At 32.5% G+C, this 19760-nt stretch carries 13 protein-coding genes; 4 read left to right on the top strand and 9 right to left on the bottom strand.

Annotated elements, in window-relative coordinates:
- Positions 1-97: 97 nt before the first annotated feature.
- A complete protein-coding gene (locus ABGB03_RS13425) occupies positions 98-1861 on the top strand; it encodes a Na/Pi cotransporter family protein (protein ID WP_347923085.1) in 1764 nt (587 codons plus the stop codon).
- Positions 1862-1884: 23 nt separating this feature from the next.
- Here ABGB03_RS13425 and ABGB03_RS13420 read toward each other — a convergent pair whose 3' ends face one another.
- A complete protein-coding gene (locus tag ABGB03_RS13420; RefSeq protein WP_347923084.1) occupies positions 1885-4209 on the bottom strand; it encodes an inorganic phosphate transporter in 2325 nt (774 codons plus the stop codon).
- A 69-nt stretch (positions 4210-4278) separates the two neighbouring features.
- On the bottom strand, positions 4279-5469 hold the full coding sequence (locus tag ABGB03_RS13415; protein WP_347923083.1) for a porin: 1191 nt from the start codon (positions 5467-5469) through the stop codon (positions 4279-4281).
- 382 nt (positions 5470-5851) lie between these two features.
- Between ABGB03_RS13415 and ABGB03_RS13410 the strand changes: the two genes are divergently transcribed.
- Positions 5852-6211 carry a nicotinic acid mononucleotide adenyltransferase gene (locus ABGB03_RS13410; RefSeq protein ID WP_347923082.1) on the top strand — a complete coding sequence of 120 codons (360 nt, stop codon included), beginning with the start codon at positions 5852-5854 and terminating at the stop codon, positions 6209-6211.
- Between the two features lie 88 nt (positions 6212-6299).
- Here ABGB03_RS13410 and ABGB03_RS13405 read toward each other — a convergent pair whose 3' ends face one another.
- Positions 6300-8252: a hypothetical protein gene (locus ABGB03_RS13405; protein WP_347923081.1), complete on the bottom strand. Its 1953-nt coding sequence runs from the start codon at positions 8250-8252 to the stop codon at positions 6300-6302.
- Between the two features lie 122 nt (positions 8253-8374).
- Positions 8375-11116 (bottom strand): TonB-dependent receptor, encoded by a 2742-nt coding sequence (locus ABGB03_RS13400; RefSeq protein ID WP_347923080.1) that lies wholly within the window; start codon positions 11114-11116, stop codon positions 8375-8377.
- A gap of 182 nt (positions 11117-11298) precedes the next feature.
- Between ABGB03_RS13400 and ABGB03_RS13395 the strand changes: the two genes are divergently transcribed.
- Positions 11299-12642: a deoxyguanosinetriphosphate triphosphohydrolase gene (locus ABGB03_RS13395; RefSeq protein WP_347923079.1), complete on the top strand. Its 1344-nt coding sequence runs from the start codon at positions 11299-11301 to the stop codon at positions 12640-12642.
- On the opposite strand, the gene dxs is transcribed toward ABGB03_RS13395, so the two are convergent.
- Both dxs and ABGB03_RS13385 read right to left on the bottom strand, forming a co-directional pair.
- On the bottom strand, positions 12637-14388 hold the full coding sequence (dxs, locus tag ABGB03_RS13390) for a 1-deoxy-D-xylulose-5-phosphate synthase (protein ID WP_347923078.1): 1752 nt from the start codon (positions 14386-14388) through the stop codon (positions 12637-12639). The two genes, ABGB03_RS13395 and dxs, sit on opposite strands and share 6 nt — an antisense overlap.
- A 21-nt stretch (positions 14389-14409) precedes the next feature.
- Positions 14410-15414 (bottom strand): energy transducer TonB, encoded by a 1005-nt coding sequence (locus ABGB03_RS13385; RefSeq protein WP_347923077.1) that lies wholly within the window; start codon positions 15412-15414, stop codon positions 14410-14412.
- Between the two features lie 79 nt (positions 15415-15493).
- Here ABGB03_RS13385 and ABGB03_RS13380 point away from each other — a divergent pair, with 79 nt between their 5' ends.
- On the top strand, positions 15494-15943 hold the full coding sequence (locus ABGB03_RS13380; RefSeq protein ID WP_347923076.1) for a nucleoside deaminase: 450 nt from the start codon (positions 15494-15496) through the stop codon (positions 15941-15943).
- Positions 15944-15960: 17 nt separating this feature from the next.
- Here the strand turns inward: ABGB03_RS13380 and ABGB03_RS13375 are convergent, their stop codons facing one another.
- From ABGB03_RS13375 to aspS, 3 genes are read right to left on the bottom strand one after another with little or no spacing between them, the layout of a single operon-like run.
- Positions 15961-16185 (bottom strand): hypothetical protein, encoded by a 225-nt coding sequence (locus ABGB03_RS13375; protein WP_167608015.1) that lies wholly within the window; start codon positions 16183-16185, stop codon positions 15961-15963.
- Positions 16182-17960 carry a chloride channel protein gene (locus ABGB03_RS13370; RefSeq protein WP_347923075.1) on the bottom strand — a complete coding sequence of 593 codons (1779 nt, stop codon included), beginning with the start codon at positions 17958-17960 and terminating at the stop codon, positions 16182-16184. Before ABGB03_RS13370 ends, ABGB03_RS13375 begins: the two co-directional genes overlap by 4 nt.
- A gap of 45 nt (positions 17961-18005) precedes the next feature.
- Entirely contained in the window at positions 18006-19760 is a 1755-nt protein-coding gene (gene aspS, locus ABGB03_RS13365) for an aspartate--tRNA ligase (RefSeq protein WP_347923074.1), read from the bottom strand.

Below are 19760 nucleotides of genomic sequence, written 5' to 3'. Positions count from 1 at the left end.
TATGTTTTAGTGACATGACTTTTGTCATAACAAGATAAAGCTTTTTTAACTTATATTTATTGGAATTAATTTAGTCGACAAAAACTAACAGAATATTATGCAGTACGGTTTTACGGATATACTCCAATTAATTGGGGCTTTAGGAGTCTTTTTGTTTGGTATGAAAGTGATGAGTGATGCACTTTTAAAACTAGCTGGAGATAAAATGAGGTCAATTTTAGCTACCATGACCTCAAATAGATTTTTAGGTATTACAACGGGATTCTTAATTACTTCGGTTATTCAATCGTCGTCAGCTACAACATTAATGGTGGTGAGTTTCTCTAACGCTGGTTTGTTAACTCTAACGGAATCTATTAGCGTCATTATGGGAGCCAATATTGGTACAACTATAACAGCGTGGTTAATTACACTATTAGGCTTTAAAGTAAGTATGAGTGCAATTGCATTACCGCTTGTAGGTTTTGGATTTGCATTTACGTTTGCTAAAAAAGATAAAACGCAAAATATTGGTAGTTTTATAATAGGTTTTGCACTCATTTTTATTGGACTTCAGTTTTTAAAAGAGGCTATGCCTGACATTAAAAATAATCCTGAGATACTGTCGTTTCTTGCACGATATACAGATCTTGGTTACTTATCTATATTAATATTTTTATTAATTGGTACTGTATTAACCGTAGTCATTCAGTCTTCAAGCGCAACAATGGCTTTGACTTTAATTATGACTGCCGAAGGCTGGATACCATTTGAAATGGCTGCTGCCATGGTTTTGGGAGAGAATATTGGTACGACTATAACAGCAAATTTGGCCGCTATTGTTGCTAACTATCGAGCAAAACAAACTGCAAGAGCACATTTAATTTTTAATATAATTGGTGTTATATGGATGTTGATATTGTTTTATCCTTTCTTAAAACTTGTAAGTTGGATGTCTATTCAATTTGGGTCCGAATCACCTTATTTAAGTGCTGCAGCAATACCTGTAGCTATCTCACTTTTCCATACCACATTTAACGTAATGAACACCTTTTTATTAGTGTGGTTTGTTAATCCAATTGCAAAAGTTGTTGAAAGAGTTGTGCCAAAAAGAGTAGAAGAAACAAAGACCATAGACGAACCTAAGTTTTTAACTAATGATGCGTTAAAATATCCTGAAACTGCAATTGCAACGCTAATAAAAGAATCTAAGTATGTATTTAAAAATGCTGTTTTTGAAATTGTTGCACATGCTTTAAATATTCATAGAGAAGATATTAAGTCGGATTTAAAACTCAAGAAGCTTATAAAAAAATCTAATATTTTGTTTGAAACAGATATTAGAGAGCTTTACACCACAAAGATAAAGCACATCTATGGAGAAATAATAAAATTTGCTACTAAAGCTCAAAGCACATTATCATTAACTGAAAATCAGAATAATGAAGTGTCAGAAATAAAAACAGCAAATAGACGCATGGTAGAAGTGATTAAAGATGTAAATGAATTAAGTAGAAACGTAGGGATATTTTTAAATTCAGAAAACGAATATATTAAAAAAGAGTACGATAAACTTAGAAAGAAAGTGGCTAAAGTACTTCGTGTGATCTATTTGTTTAGAACAGAAAAAGACAACGAGAAGTATTATAAGATTCTTAAAAAACTAAAAGAAAATGCTAGAGAGAGTAAGCATACCGATAACTTAGGAATAGATAATTTAATACGTAAGGATTTAATAACAGTTGATATGGCATCATCTTTAGTAAATGATAATGATAATGTCAATGATATGGTAAAAAATCTTATTATAGTTGCCGAGTTATTGTATGGCAAAAAAGATAGTATTTTGGAAAATGGTATAAAAAAAGCACCTATACAATAGGTGCTTTTTTTAAAGAATGATGATTATTCATTCTCTTTATCAATGATAACATCAATATCATCTGGGAGAGTTGCAGGTCTTACTCTAATATCATAAGCGTCATGATATTCTTCTAATAGATTCATCGTTGCATTCATTAAATCTTTAGTTTCAATTAAAACACTAAAATATAATGTTGTGTTTTTTGGACTAGATTCCTCAGTTCTTGTGCGAGTAACTTGTTTTCGAATTTTATCTTTAACTAAGTCATACACTTCTTTCTTTTCACTGATGATAGCTCCAATCTCTTCGAAAGAACCAGATTTAAATGCTTTTTCAGTATCACCAAACAAAATTTCTAGCTTATCATCTATTTCTTTAAGCTCTTTAATTTGGTTAAACTTAAGCTTTTTGTGATTATTATTAATGTGCTTATGGCATACCTTAGCAATGTACTCTAAAGATTGTGACATATCTTGTAAATGACTTAGTATATTAATATAAAAACCACTTGCCTCTACACTCGATTCATCTAAGTTTTTAATAAAATAGAAAATATTATCTCTTAAATCGTCAATCTCGGCAGTTAATTTAACTACTTGATTTTTACTCTTTTTAAGAAGTGCTAAATCTTGTCTTGCTAGTCCTACTATGGCGTTAGAGTAAATTCTATTAGTTCGTTTTACTACGTTGGCAATATTTTTAGCGCTTTCTTGAATAACACCTTGAACAGAACTACTCTCAGCTCTAGTTAAACTGTCTTCGGCTTTTACTTCCTTAGTCTTTTTATTATGTGAAATATAATTTCTAATGATTAACCCAAAAGCAGCAACTAGCAATAAAGGAAACATTAGTGGTAAATTTAAATTTAAAAGATAAGCAACTAAAGCAGCAGCAGAAAAGGCTATCAATGCTGTAAAGAACCAACCACCAATAACATTTAATACACCGGCTACTCTATAAACAGCACTTTCTGCTCCCCAAGCTCTATCTGCTAAAGAAGTACCCATGGCTACCATAAATGTTACATAGGTTGTAGAAAGTGGTAATTTATAAGATGTTGCAATTGAGATTAAAACAGCTGCTACCATTAGGTTTACAGCGGCTCTTACCAAATCAAAAGCAGGTAATTCATGTACTTTATCTTTAGATAGTTTTATAACAGGAGTTTCAAACTGTTTTTCAATTTTAGTTTGCATTGATTCTGGTAAAACATAATCTAGTATTTGTTGTGCGCCCATTGCTAATCTTACAAAACCACGAGATAAAGAATTAGGTTGAAAACGTTCTTTCGTTTCTCCTTGACTAGATAAATCTAATGATGTTTTTACGACACCTTTTGCTTTAGTAGAAAACCACAAAGTCAGTACCATTACCATTCCAGCTCCAAATAATAATAAGTTATTTGTTGGTACTTTTTCTGCTAATACATTCATTGGAAATTCTGTAGCTGGTATACCTGAAGCAGACCATTCTAAAAACGCATTATATGCAGCAACAGGAACACCAATAAAGTTAACTAAATCATTTCCGGCAAAAGCAAGAGCTAATGCAAAGGTTCCAACAATAATAATAAGTTTATAAATATTTGTTCTTGCAAAGGCTATCAAGGCGTAAGAAAGCAAAGACCAAAAAATAGCACTTATTAAAACTATTGGTAATACTTGAGTTTCTAAAAAATTTGCCATTGTACCACCACCAAGAATATCAAAAGATTCTTTTGCGTAAGAAGTCCCTTTTAAGCCTTTCATAAAAATGAAATAGGTAATTGCAGTTAAAGCAATACCACCAAATAAAGCACCAACCCAATTTGCTTTCTTTTCAAAATCATAAGATAACAATACTCTCGAAAACCATTGTACTATAGCACCAATGGAGAATGCGACGACGACGGAGAGTAGTATACCAAATATTATTTGAGACGCTTTGGAAGTATTTATATAGTTTATGACATCAGAAAAATTCCCACCTTCATAGCCAATTTTTATTAAAGCCATTGCAACTGCTGCACCTAACAATTCAAAAACAATTGAAACTGTAGTTGATGTTGGCATTCCAACAGTATTAAAAAAATCAAGTAAGAGTATGTCTGTTATCATCACAGCCATAAATATGATCATGATTTCATTAAACATAAACTCCCCAGGATTAAAAATTCCTTTTCGAGCCACTTCCATCATTCCACTAGAAAATACAGCTCCTACAGCTACACCAATACTAGCAACAATCATAATGGTTTTAAAAGAAATAGCTTTAGAACCAATAGCAGAATTTAAGAAGTTTACAGCATCATTGCTTACTCCTACGACTAAATCAGCAATAGCCAAAAGAGCTAGTGCAATGATCATAAAAAGATAAATATTGTCCATAATTTAGTTTAATTAGTCTGCAAATATCTTTAGTGTTTTGCAGTAAAATGTTATGTTAATGTTATGTTTTTAGAAATGAATATCGAATTGTAACCTCCACATTATATGACTGTTACTAGTATCAACATCTAAATAGCTTAAATCTGTTTGTACTTTTAAGCTATGACCAACTATATATTTGGAAACACCTAAAGTATATTGTTGTTCTTGATTTTTCCCTGTGATGTTTTTATCTAGCTCTATATTTGTATATCTACCAGATAGTTCCCAATCGTTTTTAAATAGAATTCCAGATTGTACGTTTAAGCCTTTTCCAACTTGAACCACATCTCCAGTTAGCGAATTATCAGAATTTTTTGCAAAAGGATCTTTAGCATCTCTATCTGCATATTCAGCCATTAATGAAAATCCTTTGTATTTAAACATTGCATCTATAAAAAGCGTATTGATGTTAGTTTGATAAAACCCTTCATCATTTGCCATATAACTACCTTGATTGCTTCTATTTTTAACAGCATTTGCATTATGATCATAAGAAACACCTAAAGCTAATTTTGGCGATGCTTCTCTTTTCAAATCAGCACCTTTATAGTCACCACTACTTGCAAAATTACCCATTGGCAATAATTCAATGCGTCCTGTATATTGGTGCCCTCCTAGATTCCCAGTGGTTATGTTTCTACCTTCTCCTTGGGCAATTGAGAAAATTTCTTTAACAACAAAACTATCAGTCAAATTAAAATGATGGCGTAATTGGATACCTAAATCTCTATCAATATTGAAACGACTGTTAAGTAAAGAGCGATCTACTTGTTGTAAGTTAGCTGAAGAAACTACTCGCTCTCTATTTCCAGGAAGTTTTGTTTGTCCAAACCAAAGTTCGAAGTTTTCATAAAAATTCCATTTTATTACTGCGTCTAAAATATATCTTGGCGAATTACTTGTAAAAGGTGAAGCGCCAGAAATATCTCTATTAGATAATCCTAATTCTAATTTATATTTAAGTTTAGGAGTAAAAGCAAATCCATCAAACTTTAAACGAGAACGTCTTACTAAAAAGTTAGATTCATTTGATTCGTTTTTTCCCCAATCAGAAATTGCCAAAAATTGCATTCTAGCACCAATTTTCATGGTCCAAGAACTGTCTTGACCTACTAGGTTGAATAATCCTTTACCAAATTTTGGTGCTGGAGTTTCTTGAGCTTGAACAAATGAGAATGAAAACACTGCTAATGCAGTTAAGAGTAATTTTAGTTTCATGGTCTGTTAATAGTTTTTGTCGCTGCAAATAACTAAAACCAATGTTAACTTAATGTTTCCAAATTATTACTTTTTGAATAAAAAAAAGACTGCCTTGGCCAAAGGCAGTCATTAGAATTCATGATAATGTAGTCGACAAAAACTAATAGATTATATGAAATACTAAAATAATTGTCTTAAGACTCAACAAATATGCAACATCAACATCATGTTATTGTAATGCGAATATTAATTAAACATTAAGATTTTTAGTTAATATTATATTTTTTCAAATCATTGATTATAAACATATTACATATTTAATGTTAAATTAAGGTTATGTAAATATTGATTTAATGTTAAAAAAGATATATATTAGTTTTAGAATGTAAAACCCATAATTATGAAGAACACAATTTTTTTATTGGCTTTTTTAATTTGTGCGGTTTCTTTTGGACAACAAAAGAGAGATTTAAAATTTAATGGAAACAACAATCTAATTGATGTAACTTACTATCATGACAATGGAGTTGTAAGCCAAACAGGAGCTTATACTTTAGATGGAAAATTGCAAGGAGAGTGGTTAAGTTTTAATGCACAAGGGAAAAAGACAGTTTCGGCGAATTATGATAATGGGAAAAAAGTCGGCAAATGGTTTTATTGGAATAATGAAACTTTAAAAGAAGTAGATTATAATGAAAATGTTATTGCAGATGTTACTATTTGGGAAAATGCTAGTTCGTTAGCATTTAGGAACAATTAGTAAACAAATGAAATGATTAAATAATAAAAAAAGCATCCTATTTAGGATGCTTTTTTTATTAAAAAGACTAATTTAAAATAAGTAGATTTTAATTTTTCCAAGTCCAACCAGAAATATCAATTTGAGTTCCAGTAGAATAATCTGTGGCTGGATTTGCGTTAGCTCCATCTATTTGTACATTGGCTAAAGGGCCATCATCTTTCATATCAATATTCGTATCGTAGCCACTTAAGTATAGATTGGTAATTGTTGCGCCAGATTGTTTTTTAAATTGTAAAGCAGTTCCACCAACCGTAGAAATAGCTGTTACGTTTACAAACTGTGGATTGTTATTTATTTTATCACCTTCAAAAGCAGTCGAAAAACCAGCAATTGTATGAGAAATATAAGTATTTGTTACAGTACCATTCCAACCTTCAGTCCAATCTACTGAATCATCTTCATTATTTTCTAAGTACACATTTGTAGCAGAAACTGTTCCACCAAAAAACTCAACACCATCATCAGCGCCATTAATAACTGAAATATTTTCTATAGTCGTTCCAGAGCCAACAGCATAAAAAGAGATTCCGTTATATTGAGATTCAGAGTTAATTTGGGCACCTGTTCCTTTAATTACTAAGTAAGTAATGGATCCTGAACTGTCATCATCAAAAGTTCCGCCATAAATAAACCCACCAACTTCAGCCTCTGCATCTATACCTGCTGTAGTTGTTGCTTTACCACAAATTGTTAATCCACCCCAATCTCCAGGATTTGCGTTTGCAGAAGAAATAACTACTGGATTATCTGATGTTCCTTGAATATCTATTTCACCACCTTTTAAAACCGCAATGTAAACGCCTGTTCCACCGTCTCTAGCTGTAATTTTAGTACCTGCTGGAATTGTTAGTTTACCACCATCTTGAACAATATATGACGAGTTAAGTACGTAATTAATGCTAGCATCTAAAGTCACATTTCCAGTTACTGTACCTTGTAATAAATTGTTTCCAAAAGTTAAATCGGTATCTACCCAAGGGAAATCCTCGGCAGTTGTTGTTGGAGGATTAGTGTAGCTTAAGTTAGGATTTGCTTCTTCACCGTCTATAATAACATTAGCTAATGGGCCATCATCTTTCATGTCTATAGATATATCATAACCAGTTAAAGAAAGATTAGTAATTGTAGCACCCGATTGTAACTTGAACTGTAATGCAGTACCGCCTACTGTTGATATAGCAGTAATATTATTAAATTTTGGGTTACCATTAATCTTATCACCTTCAAAAGCAGTCGAAAAACCAGTAACAGTATGTGAAATGAGAGCATTATCAACAGTACCACTCCATCCTTCTGTCCAATCGATAGAATCATCATCGTTATTTTCTAAATATAAATTAGAAGCATTTACGGTTCCTCCAAAAAACTCTACACCATCATCTGAACCATTAATTACAGCGACATTGTCTATTAATGTTCCTGAACCAACCGCATATAATGACACTCCATTGTATTGAGAATCAGGGTTAATTTGCGCACCTGTACCAACAATTTGTAAGTACCTAATAACACCAGAGCTATCAGTATCGTCTGTGCCTCCATATAAGAACCCACCAACCTCAGCTTCAGCGTCAACACCTGCTGTTGTGGTCGCTTTACCGCAAATAGTTAATCCACCCCAATCTCCAGGATTTCCATTTGCTGAAGACATCACTACAGGATTGCTTGGATTACCGTTAATATTAATTTGACCACCTTTTAAAACAGCAAGATATACATCTGTCCCACCATTATCGGCAACAATTCTAGTTCCCGCAGGAATGTTTAACACAGCACCTTCGGCAACGATAAATTGCCCAGTTAAGTTATATTGCGTTGTAGAGGAAAGCGTGAAACTTTCTTTTAAAGTCCCTTTCATAATTCCTGCGTTTAAGTTTTCTATAACTTTAGCTTCTGCTGGAATAATTGGATCTGGATCATCATTACTACTACAACTATTTAAGGTTAATAAAGCAATTACTGCTGTTAAACTAAATAATTTTACGACTAATTTTTTCATTTTTATTTTATAATTTATTGTTGCTCAAAGAAAACACTCAAACCTTTTTTTTACTTTAATTGAATATTAAACGTAGGTTACTTTTTACTTGAAAATATGACGGTATGTTATCTAAAAGTTAATTAGAAAAGATACTTAAGGCTAAGGCTAAATTGGCTTCCTTTTTTGTAAGAGCTTACAACTTCGTTTGTGGTTACTCCAGTATTAATATTTCTAACCATTTGTGTTTGCTCAATAGCTGGATTTAATAGGTTTTTACCAACTAATTTTATTTGCCAGTTTGCAGATAATTCCTTGCTCATTACAAAGTCCATTGTAAAGAAGCCTTTTTCAATAATTTCATCATTAAATAAAATGTCACTATTTGCAAAATCTTCAGGAGAACCTAGTGCAAAAACCTTATCGGAAGAATAATTACCAGTTAAGTTTGCTGTAAATTCATTTTCTTTTTGATTATTATAACCTAGTGAGGCATTAAGAATGAGATCGGAAGCACCTTGTAAATCAGATTCTTTTACATTCTTATATTGAAACTCTTTCAATAAATCTTGAGTAAACCACATTTTAGTAATATTCGCATTAAAATCTAAAATGCTTTTCTCATCTTCTGTTTCAATAAGGTTGATTCTAGATTCAAACTCTAATCCAAATACATCTGCTTTATCTCCTGTATTGAAATATTGAAAAATCCCTGAAGACCCTCTTGTTTGTGCAAGGTTGATAGGATTATTGATTTTCTTATAAAAGGTAGTAGCAGAAAGCAGTTCACTTGAGCTTGGAAAAAACTCCCACTTTAGATCGATATTCAACACATCCGATTTTTCTAAATCTGGATTTCCTCTTGTTACTCGACCAGTTGGTGACACATATTCAAAAGGCGCTAACTCTTTAAACTCTGGTAATGTTTGTGTTAAACTTGTAGCAAAACGCAAAGAATTTTTGTCGTTTAATTGATACTTAATATTAGCACTTGGAAATACTTCGCTATAATTTTTTTTGATTGAACCAACACGCCCAACATAATTTGCAACATCCCAAAGCACTTCTATTTGATCTTTCTCATAACGAAGGCCAACGTTTCCTGATAATTTTTTATTTGTACCAAAATCAACACTTGCAAAGCCTGCATAAATTTTTAAATCGGCAGTATATCTATCAGGATCTCTTTGTCTAAGTATGAGTCCGTTGTTGAAATTACTTTCAGTAAACGTGAGTGACAGGTTATCTACTGATGGTACTTGGAAATCTCTAGCTCTCACACCAATGAAAAGGGAGTTAAAAGCTCTTTCTTTTTGACGAAAATCTGCGCCAAAGTTTAGTTTAAAAGGGTTTATGTCTTCTTCGTCTGGAGTTCCAAATTCTAGTTGATCTTTTATATAGCCATTATATTCTATGTCCTCAATTTTTTGACTAGATTTTCTTTGTTGAAAATCTCCAACATGTGCATATTGTACGGTATTTTGATCTAATATATTGGCTTCATTTCTAATTCTATTAGGCTCTTCTGCCAATACAAAGTTATATCCTGCTGCCCATGTTAGTTTATGAATTTCGCTAAAATTGTGTGTTCCTAAAAGTTGGTTAACAAACATGGTGGTTTGCTTAAAGTTTTGGTCTCTAACAAAAGCACCATTTTCTTGAGGATCTTGATCAAATACATAACCTAAACCATTTCTGCCTTGTTCATACACATTATCGATTCCCTTATTTATTGCGAGGAAATTATAAGAAACACGATTATTTTCATTAATCTTTATATTTGAATTAAGGTATCCTGTGGTACTTATTTTTGTAGTGTAAGATTCAGTATCAGTAAATTCGTTATCTAAAATATTGGCTCTATAGCTTCTAAAAACACCTTCGGCATATTCTAAGCTTTTTGAATAAGAACCAGCAGCGAATATTGAAATATCCTTATCGAAAACAGATACTTTATGTCCTCCAGATAATGATAAGCCATAATTAATAGATTTCCCTTTGCTTAAAGGGTCCCAACCTTGTCTTGTTATTAGGTCAACAACTGCATATTGCTTTTTATGAAAACCTAAAGTTACATCTTTGCTTATGATGCTTTTTTTGAAATTTCTATCAAGACTCAATACATTAGTGTTTGTACCAGTACTTAACCCTATAGAAAATCCTTTAGATGAATATTCCTTAGAAACAATATTAACATTTCCTGAAGCTTGATCTCCATAACTACTTGTAGTATATGTTTTGCTAATACCTACATTTTGAATTAAGTCCGTTGAAAACAATCCTAAATCTATATTTTTATTGTTTACATCATCCGATGGAATTGGCAACCCATTCATACTAGTAGATAGATATCTATCCCCAAGACCGCGAATATAAATATCACCAGAGCTTTCACTTTTAGTTACACCAGAAATTTTTGAAGTAGCACCAGCAGCATCAGAAACACCTATTTTAGATAATCTTTCAGCACCAATACTTTCTTTTATAGTAGTTGCCTTTTTTTGTTCTAATAATAAAGCTACTTCACTTTCCTTTCTTGTAGTTGTTGTAATTAGTACTTCATCTAAAGAAGCTGCACTAGCTGCCATTGATACATTTACTTCGGTAACTTTATTTGCCTCAACAGTCACTGTTATTTCTTGGGTTTCATAACCCACAAAGCTAAATTGTAAGGTGTAATTTCCAGGAGATAAATCTTCAAAAGTATATAAGCCATCAAAATCTGATGTTGTTCCAGTGATGGTTCCTTTAATTAAAATATTTGCAAATGATAAAGGCTCATTGTTGTATTCTTTATCAATTAATTTCCCAACAATTGAACCAGTGTTTTGAGCATACATTATTGTTGCTGAAAACATTAAAAATAATAGTGTAAAAATTCTCATTAGTTTTTGTACTTTTTTATTGCTGCAAAGAAACCTACACATTGTAAAGTTGAGGTTAATCGTAGGTTAAAGCTCGGTAACAAAAGGGTTATGTTATTGTTACGAAATAGTCAATTCTTAATTATTTGAAAACAATTATTTAACATTGAAAATATGTATCTTACAGCCTCAAATTTTGAACTATGAATTGGGAACAATTACTCTCTTTAAAGCGTTACGGAGATACTAATAAAAGATTACGAAAGGAACAAGATGAAACACGTCTTGGTTTTGAAGTAGACTACGATCGCATTATTTTTTCTTCGGAGTTTAGAAGCCTACAAGATAAAACACAAGTCATTCCTTTATCGCAAACAGATTTTGTACACACAAGACTCACACATAGTTTAGAAGTAAGTGTTGTTGGTCGTTCTTTGGGGAGGCAAGTAGGATTGAGAGTTTTAGAAAAGCATCCACATTTACAGGAAATTCATGGATATCAGGCTAATGATTTTGGAGCTATTGTAGCTTCTGCTGCGTTAGCGCATGATATTGGGAATCCGCCTTTTGGTCATTCTGGAGAAAAGGCTATTGGGCAATATTTTTCTAAAGGAAATGGTAAAGCTTTTAAAGATAGATTAAGCTCAAAAGAATATCAAGATTTGTGTGATTTTGAAGGCAATGCTAACGGATTTAAAATTGCAACTCAATCTAGAGAAGGTAGAGAAGGAGGGCTTCGTTTAAGCTACGCTACTTTAGGAGCTTTTACAAAATACCCTAAAGAGTCATTACCTAAAAAAGCAACTAGCCATATTGCAGATAAAAAGTATGGTTTTTTTCAAAGTGAAAAAGAAGGTTTTTTAGATATTGCAAATGAACTTGGCTTAAAAGCTACAAGAACTGGAAGCAATGTGAGTTTTGCTAGACACCCTTTAGCCTTTTTAGTAGAGGCAGCCGATGATATTTGTTATACAATAATTGATTTCGAAGATGGTATTAATCTTGGATTAATACCAGAGGAATTTGCGTTGGAATATCTATCTAAAATAATTAGAAATACTATTAAGCCTGAAAATTATTATGCGCTTTCAACTAGAGAAGACCGTGTAGGGTATTTACGAGCTTTGGCTATTGGGACACTTATAAATGAAACAGTAGATATTTTCATGAAACATGAAGATGCTATTTTAAATGGTGATTTTGATTGTGCACTTTTAGATAAAAGTATGTATGAAGCACAGATTAATGATATTATTAAATTAAGTGTTGAAAACATTTACCAATCAAAAGAAGTTATTGAAAAAGAAATTTCTGGGTATGAGGTTATTACCAAACTTTTGGACACCTACATTTCGGCAGTGAATAGTTGCTATGAAAATCATGCTTCTAATTATGATAAATTAATTTTAAAAACACTTCCTAGTTCTGTAAAAGCCAATGATGATAACCTTTATAATAGGGTGTTGAGTGTATGTCATTACGTATCATTATTGTCTGATAGTAATGCTATTTTAACCTATAAAAAACTAATGGGAATGACGTTATAGTATATTAACTATAGCGTTTCGTATACCTTCAGCATCTAAACTAATATCCTTTTGTAACTCGTGTATATTACCATGTTCAATAAACTCATCAGGAATTCCAATGATTTTTACGATGTTTGTGTAACCGTTTTTTGATGCAAATTCTAATATCTCACTTCCAAGCCCACCTTTAATAGTACCATCTTCTACAGTGATAACTATTTGATAGCTTTTGAATATTTGATGCAGTAAGTTTTCGTCTATTGGTTTAAGAAACCTCATATCGTAATGTGAGATATCTAAGCTCTCAATAGCTTCGGAAACGTTTTTAGCAATGGCTCCTAAGCTTAAAACAGCAACATCTTTACCTTTTTTTAATAACTCACCCTTTCCAATGTCTATCTTAACAAATGGTTGTTTCCAATCTTCAATATGACCATTTCCTCTAGGATATCTAATTGTAATTGGAAGCTCTAATCCAAGTTGTGCAGTGTACATAATGTTTCGTAACTCTATTTCATTTCTAGGAGCAAAAACAATAAGATTTGGAATACACCTTAAATACGCCAAATCGAAAACACCGTGATGTGTTGCACCATCTTCACCAACTAAACCAGCACGATCTAAGCAAAAAATAACGGGTAGTTTTTGTATAGCTACATCATGTATTATTTGGTCGTAAGCGCGTTGCAAAAACGTTGAATAAATATTACAAAAAGGGACTAAGCCTTGAGTTGCCATTCCTGCAGCAAGAGTGACTGCATGTTGTTCAGCGATTCCAACATCAAAAGCTCTTTCCGGATAAATATCCATCATGCATTTAAGTGAACTTCCCGTTGGCATTGCTGGCGTAATTCCTATAATATTTTTGTTTTCTTTTGCTAGTTCAACAATAGTAAGCCCAAAAACATCTTGAAACTTTGTAAACTTTGAAGGCTCTTTTAAAATTAAGTCTCCAGTAGAAGCATTAAATTTCCCAGGAGCATGATAGGTTACTTGGTTTTCTTCGGCTTGCTTTAGTCCTTTACCTTTTTTGGTAATAACATGTAATAATTTAGGGCCTTTAACTGTTTTTAGTCGCTCTAATTCTACAACAAGTTTATCAATATTATGACCGTCAATTGGACCAGAATAATCAAAATTCAAAGCTTCAAAAATATTGTCTTGTTTTTGAGTTCCTTTTTTAACATTCGTTAAATACTGTTTTAAAGCACCAACACTTGGATCAATTCCTATCGCATTATCGTTTAAAATAATTAGAACATTAGCATCAGTTACACCTGCATGATTTAAGCCTTCAAAAGCCATTCCGCTGGCAATAGATGCATCACCAATAACCGCAATGTGTTGTTTGTTTTCGCCTTTTAACTTTGAGGCAATTGCCATACCCAAAGCTGCTGAAATAGACGTTGAAGAATGTCCTACACCAAAGGCATCATATACACTTTCTTCACGTTTAGGAAAACCACTAATGCCTTTAAATTGCCTATTGGTATTAAAGCTGTCTTTTCTTCCAGTTAAAATTTTGTGACCATACGCTTGATGACCAACATCCCAAATGAGTAAATCTTCAGGTGTGTTAAATACATAATGTAGTGCAATAGTTAATTCAACTACACCTAAACTTGCTCCTAAATGACCTTCTTTAGTAGCCACAATATTAATGATGAAATCACGCAATTCTTTTGCAAGTTGAGGTAAGTCACCTTGTTTAAGTTGACGTAATTCTTTAGGGGAATTAATATGATTTAAAAGTTTGTTTTGCACAAAGCAAAAGTACAAGAATTATTATTCTTCTACTTGAAAAATTATTGGTAGCGAATAAAGCATTTCAACTGGTTTCTCATTATGTTTTGCAGGAATAAGCTTTGGTAATAATGAAAGTGTTCTTATGGCTTCTTTTTCTAACCATTTATAAGGCGAACGGACTCGAATATCTTTAACAAGACCAAGGCTATCAATTTTGAATTGCGTACTAACTCTTTGTTTTCCTTTCAAATTTATATCCTCTTGGGGGATATTGAAATTTTCACTTACGAAATCAGCTATTTTCTTTTCAAAATCAGTTTTTAATTCACTATTGGTTAACTCTTCATTTGTACTTTTAAATTTTGGAGGTGTCTCTACTTCAATGAAATTATAAGGATCTGTTGGAGTTTTTTTTGAACCAGGGCATTTAGGAATTTCTATGATTCCAAACACTACTTCAATTTCAGGTGGTTCAATTACTTTTATTGAATCAACTTCAAGGGTTTCATTTTCAATAACATCAATATCGCCTGTAGTTTCAATAATTATTTCACCATCGATTTGTGGCTCTATTATTTTTGTTTCCTCGGGATTTGTTTTAGCAGTTTTTTTTGAAATTGAATCTGTATTAATTGTTGGCACCAACTCAATTATGTTTATTGCCTTTTTATTTAAGGTGTCAATAACCTCGACACTATCAATTTTCTGTTTCTTACCTCTTTTATTTGTACAGCTAAACAATGAAGTCCCCATAATAATCATTAATGCTATCAAAAACAACTTGTTAAAGCTATGCTTTTTTGATAAAACATGAGAAGGAATACGTAAATTAATACTGTCCAATTGTGTTTGCTTAAAATGGCCACAGATGCGATTATTTTTATTTTTGATTATGAAATCTTGAATTTCATGAGTTCTCATGTTTGTAAAATCGATAACAGTTTTAGAACAAGAATCACAGAATCTTCCTTTTTCTTTTGGAGTCATAGTATTCCAGTCTTCATGACAAGGTTTTGGAATTGAAATAGAGTAGTAGTTTTTCATAATAAGAAGATTTAAATATTGTTTATCAAACTTCTTGCCGAAGCAATAATAAACCATTAGAAATTGTATTTTTGCGTTTATGGAGAATCCTTTTGACGATACTTATTTTATGAAAAAAGCTCTGCAAGAAGCAGAAATAGCTTTTGATAAAGGAGAAATCCCTGTAGGCGCTATCGTAGTTGTTAATGATAGAGTAATTGCTCGAGCACATAACCTTACAGAATTACTTAATGATGTGACTGCCCATGCCGAAATGCAAGCCATTACTGCCGCTTCAAATTTTTTAGGAGGAAAATATCTTCAAAATTGCACTTTGTATGTCACTTTAGAACCTTGCCAAATGTGTGCAGGAGCTTTATATTGGAGTCAAATTAGTAAGATAGTTTATGGAGCTAAAGACGAAAAAAGAGGATGTGGTGTAATGGGAACCCAGCTACATCCAAAAACTAAAATTAAGGGAGGTGTCATGGCAGATGAGGCTTCAAATTTAATGAAACAGTTTTTTATTAAGCGACGAAATTTAAATTGATGTAAGCATTAATTTTTTTATTTCTGATTTTCACGCATCTTGTCTATATTTTCTTTTGTTAACATATAATCTTCGACTTTTTTGTCTTTCCATCTATAATAAGAAAATAATGGGAATACTATAAAGAATAAGCCAACAACTCCAAATCCAATTAATTTTTTAGAGTAGTCTAAATCAAAAAAGTAGCCAGCGATTATGCTTGCTAGTGATGCTATAAAAAAAAGCCAGATTACATATTTCATGATGTAAAATTAATTAATTCGCGTCTATACGCGGTTAATAATTTTGATTTTGACACAAACCCTAGATATGTTCCTTGTTTAATTACAGGAAGATTCCAAGCACCAGACGTTTGAAATTTCTTCATGACTTGTTTCATCGAATCGTTTTCATAATCGATAAATTCTGGTGGGTTGCTCATAAATGTTTGAACAGAAGTTGTTTCGTATAATGATTGGTCGAACATGACGGTTCTAATATCATCCAGTAAAATAATGCCAACCAAAACATGAGATTCATCTACGACAGGAAAGAGATTTCGACTAGATTTTGAAACGCCATTTTTAAGCATATCGCCCAAAGACATTTCAGGATGAAGCACTATGAAATCTTTTTCTATGACACTATCAAGGCTCATTAAGGTTAAAACACTTTGGTCTTTATTATGTGTTAGCAGTGCACCTTTTTCAGCTAATTCTTTAGTGTATATTGTATGCTCAACTGCGTTTTTTGTTATTATAAACGACATAGAGACAGTTATCATTAATGGGATGAATAACTCATAACCTCCAGTAATTTCTGCAATTAAGAATATGGCAGTTAATGGCGCATGTAAAACACCAGCAATTAAACCAGCCATACCTACTAAAGTGAAATTTGCTTCGGATACTTGAAAATCTAATCCTAAATTGTTAATAATTTTTGCTACTACATTTCCTAATGCACTACCCATAACAAGCGTAGGGATAATTATACCGCCAACACCACCAGCCGCAAGTGTAGTCGTCATTGCAACTGCTTTAAAAATGGTAATACCTATAAGTAATGCAATGACCACCCAAATGTTATCTAAATAACTATCAAAAGGTGTTTTTCCTAAGGCGTCAAGATGATTTCCAGCCATTAAGTCGTTAATAAAACCAAAACCTTCACCATATAATGGTGGAATAAAATAGAGCATCACTCCAATAACCAAACCACCAAAGAGTAATTTTTTTCTTTTAGTATTAAAACGGTTAAAAAACTTGATGATTGCAAAGTAAATTTTTGAAAAATAAATGGACGCTATCCCAGTTCCAATTCCTAAAACGATATAGAAAAGCGTATCATTAATTGCAAACTTATCGGAAACTGTGAAATTAAAAATAGTGTCATCACCTACAAAAAAGTAGGATGTCAACACCGAAGACACAGAAGCTATCAGTAATGGCAATAATGAAGCAAATGTTAAGTCTAAACTAAAAACCTCGATTGCAAAAATAATAGCTGCGATTGGTGATTTAAAAATAGACGCTATTGCTCCAGCTGATGCACAACCAATTAGAAGTGTTCGTGTTTTTCTGTCAATATGAAACAGTTGACCAATATTTGAGCTTATTGCAGAAGCAGAAGCAATTGCAGGTCCCAGTAATCCTACCGAACCACCAAACCCAACTGTTAATGGGGCAGTTATTAAAGGATAGTATATTTTATTTCGGTTAAGTAATCCGCTTTTTTTTGATAAAGAAAAGAGTATTGAAGGAATCGCGTGCTCGATAGGTTTCTTAGATACATATCTAACAAATAAATACACCAAAAATAAGCCAATAGTTGGTAAAATAAAGTATAAATACTCTTTAGATAGAATAATACTTTGCTCTAACAACCACTCAATAGAGTAGGTAATGTTTTTAATAGTTACCGAGACCAACCCTGCCAATAAACCAATAAGCATACTTAATAGGAAAACAAAATTTTTGTGCGATATGTATTTGTATCGCCAAAGAAGTACTCTTGCAAGTAAGGTATTGTTTGCCATAATTAAAGCTAATAAAAAATCCCGCTAATATGCAGGATTTTTTATTTATGATTTTAAATTAAGTTTTAAGCTCAATTCTTTTAGTTGGTCATCATCAATTGGAGCAGGGGCATCTATCATCACATCACGGCCAGAATTATTTTTAGGAAATGCAATAAAGTCTCTAATGGTTTCTTGTCCACCTAAAATCGCAACTAATCTATCCAATCCAAAAGCAATGCCACCGTGTGGAGGGGCACCATATTCAAAAGCATTCATTAAAAAACCAAATTGTGCTTTGGCTTCCTCTTTTGTAAATCCTAAATGGTCAAACATTAACGATTGTGTTTCCTTGTCGTGAATTCTAATAGATCCACCACCAATTTCATTCCCATTTAATACTAAATCGTAAGCATTGGCTTTAACGTCTCCAGGATTGGTGTCCAATAACTTAATTTGTCCAGGTTTAGGGGATGTAAAAGGATGATGCATGGCGTGGTAACGTTGCGTGTCTTCATCCCATTCTAGTAATGGAAAATCAATTACCCAAAGAGGTGCAAATTCGTTAGATTTTCTTAGGCCTAGCTGTTCTGCAAGCTCCATACGTAAAGCACTTAATTGTGCTCTCACTTCATTGGTATTCCCTGACAACACACAAATTAAATCGCCTGCTTTAGCATTAGTAGCTTTTGCCCATTTTGCTAAATCGTCTTGGTCATAGAACTTATCGACGGATGATTTATAAGTGCCATCATCATTACAACGTACATACACCATTCCAAGCGCACCAACTTGAGGGCGTTTTACCCAATCAATTAATTTATCGATGTCTTTTCTTGAATAAGAATTTCCACCAGGAACTGCAATTCCAACGACTAATTCAGCCGAATTAAATACATTAAAATCTTTATGTTTAGAAACATCATTAAGCTCGCCAAATTCCATCCCAAAACGAATGTCTGGTTTATCATTACCATAGCGTTTCATGGCTTCGTCAAATGTCATTCTAGGGAAATCTGCTACTTCAATACCATGAATTTCTTTAATTAAATGTCGTGTTAAGCCTTCAAAAGTGTTTAGTATATCTTCTTGTTCCACAAATGCCATTTCACAGTCTATTTGTGTAAATTCTGGTTGTCTGTCGGCTCTTAAATCTTCATCTCTAAAACATTTTACAATCTGAAAATATTTATCCATACCACCAACCATAAGCAATTGCTTAAAGGTTTGCGGTGATTGAGGAAGCGCATAGAATTGTCCTTCATTCATTCTAGAAGGTACTACAAAATCTCTAGCGCCTTCAGGTGTAGATTTTATTAAATAAGGTGTTTCAACTTCAATGAAATCATTTTTTGAAAGATAGTTTCTAACTTCTTGTGCTACCTTATGTCTAAAAATTAAATTGTCTTTTACTGGATTGCGTCTAATATCTAAATAACGATATTGCATGCGCAACTCTTCACCTCCATCAGTAGTATCTTCAATAGTAAAAGGAGGGAGTTTAGCACTGTTAAGAATACTTAGTTTAGTAACTAATATTTCAATATCTCCTGTTGGTATATTCGGGTTTTTCGATGTTCTCTCAATCACCTCTCCCTCGACTTGAACAACAAACTCACGACCTAATTTTTGAGCTTGTTGCATCATTTCTTTAGATGTACGTTCTTCATCAAAAATCAATTGTGTGATACCATAACGATCTCTTAAATCGACCCAAATCATAAACCCTTTATCTCTGGATTTTTGAACCCAACCTGCTAATGTCACTTTTTTATTGACATCACTAGCTCTTAATTCTCCACAATTATGACTTCTATACAT

The sequence above is a fragment of the Pontimicrobium sp. SW4 genome (assembly GCF_039954625.1).
Classification (GTDB): domain Bacteria; phylum Bacteroidota; class Bacteroidia; order Flavobacteriales; family Flavobacteriaceae; genus Pontimicrobium.
This window is presented reverse-complemented; position numbering and strand designations above follow the sequence as displayed.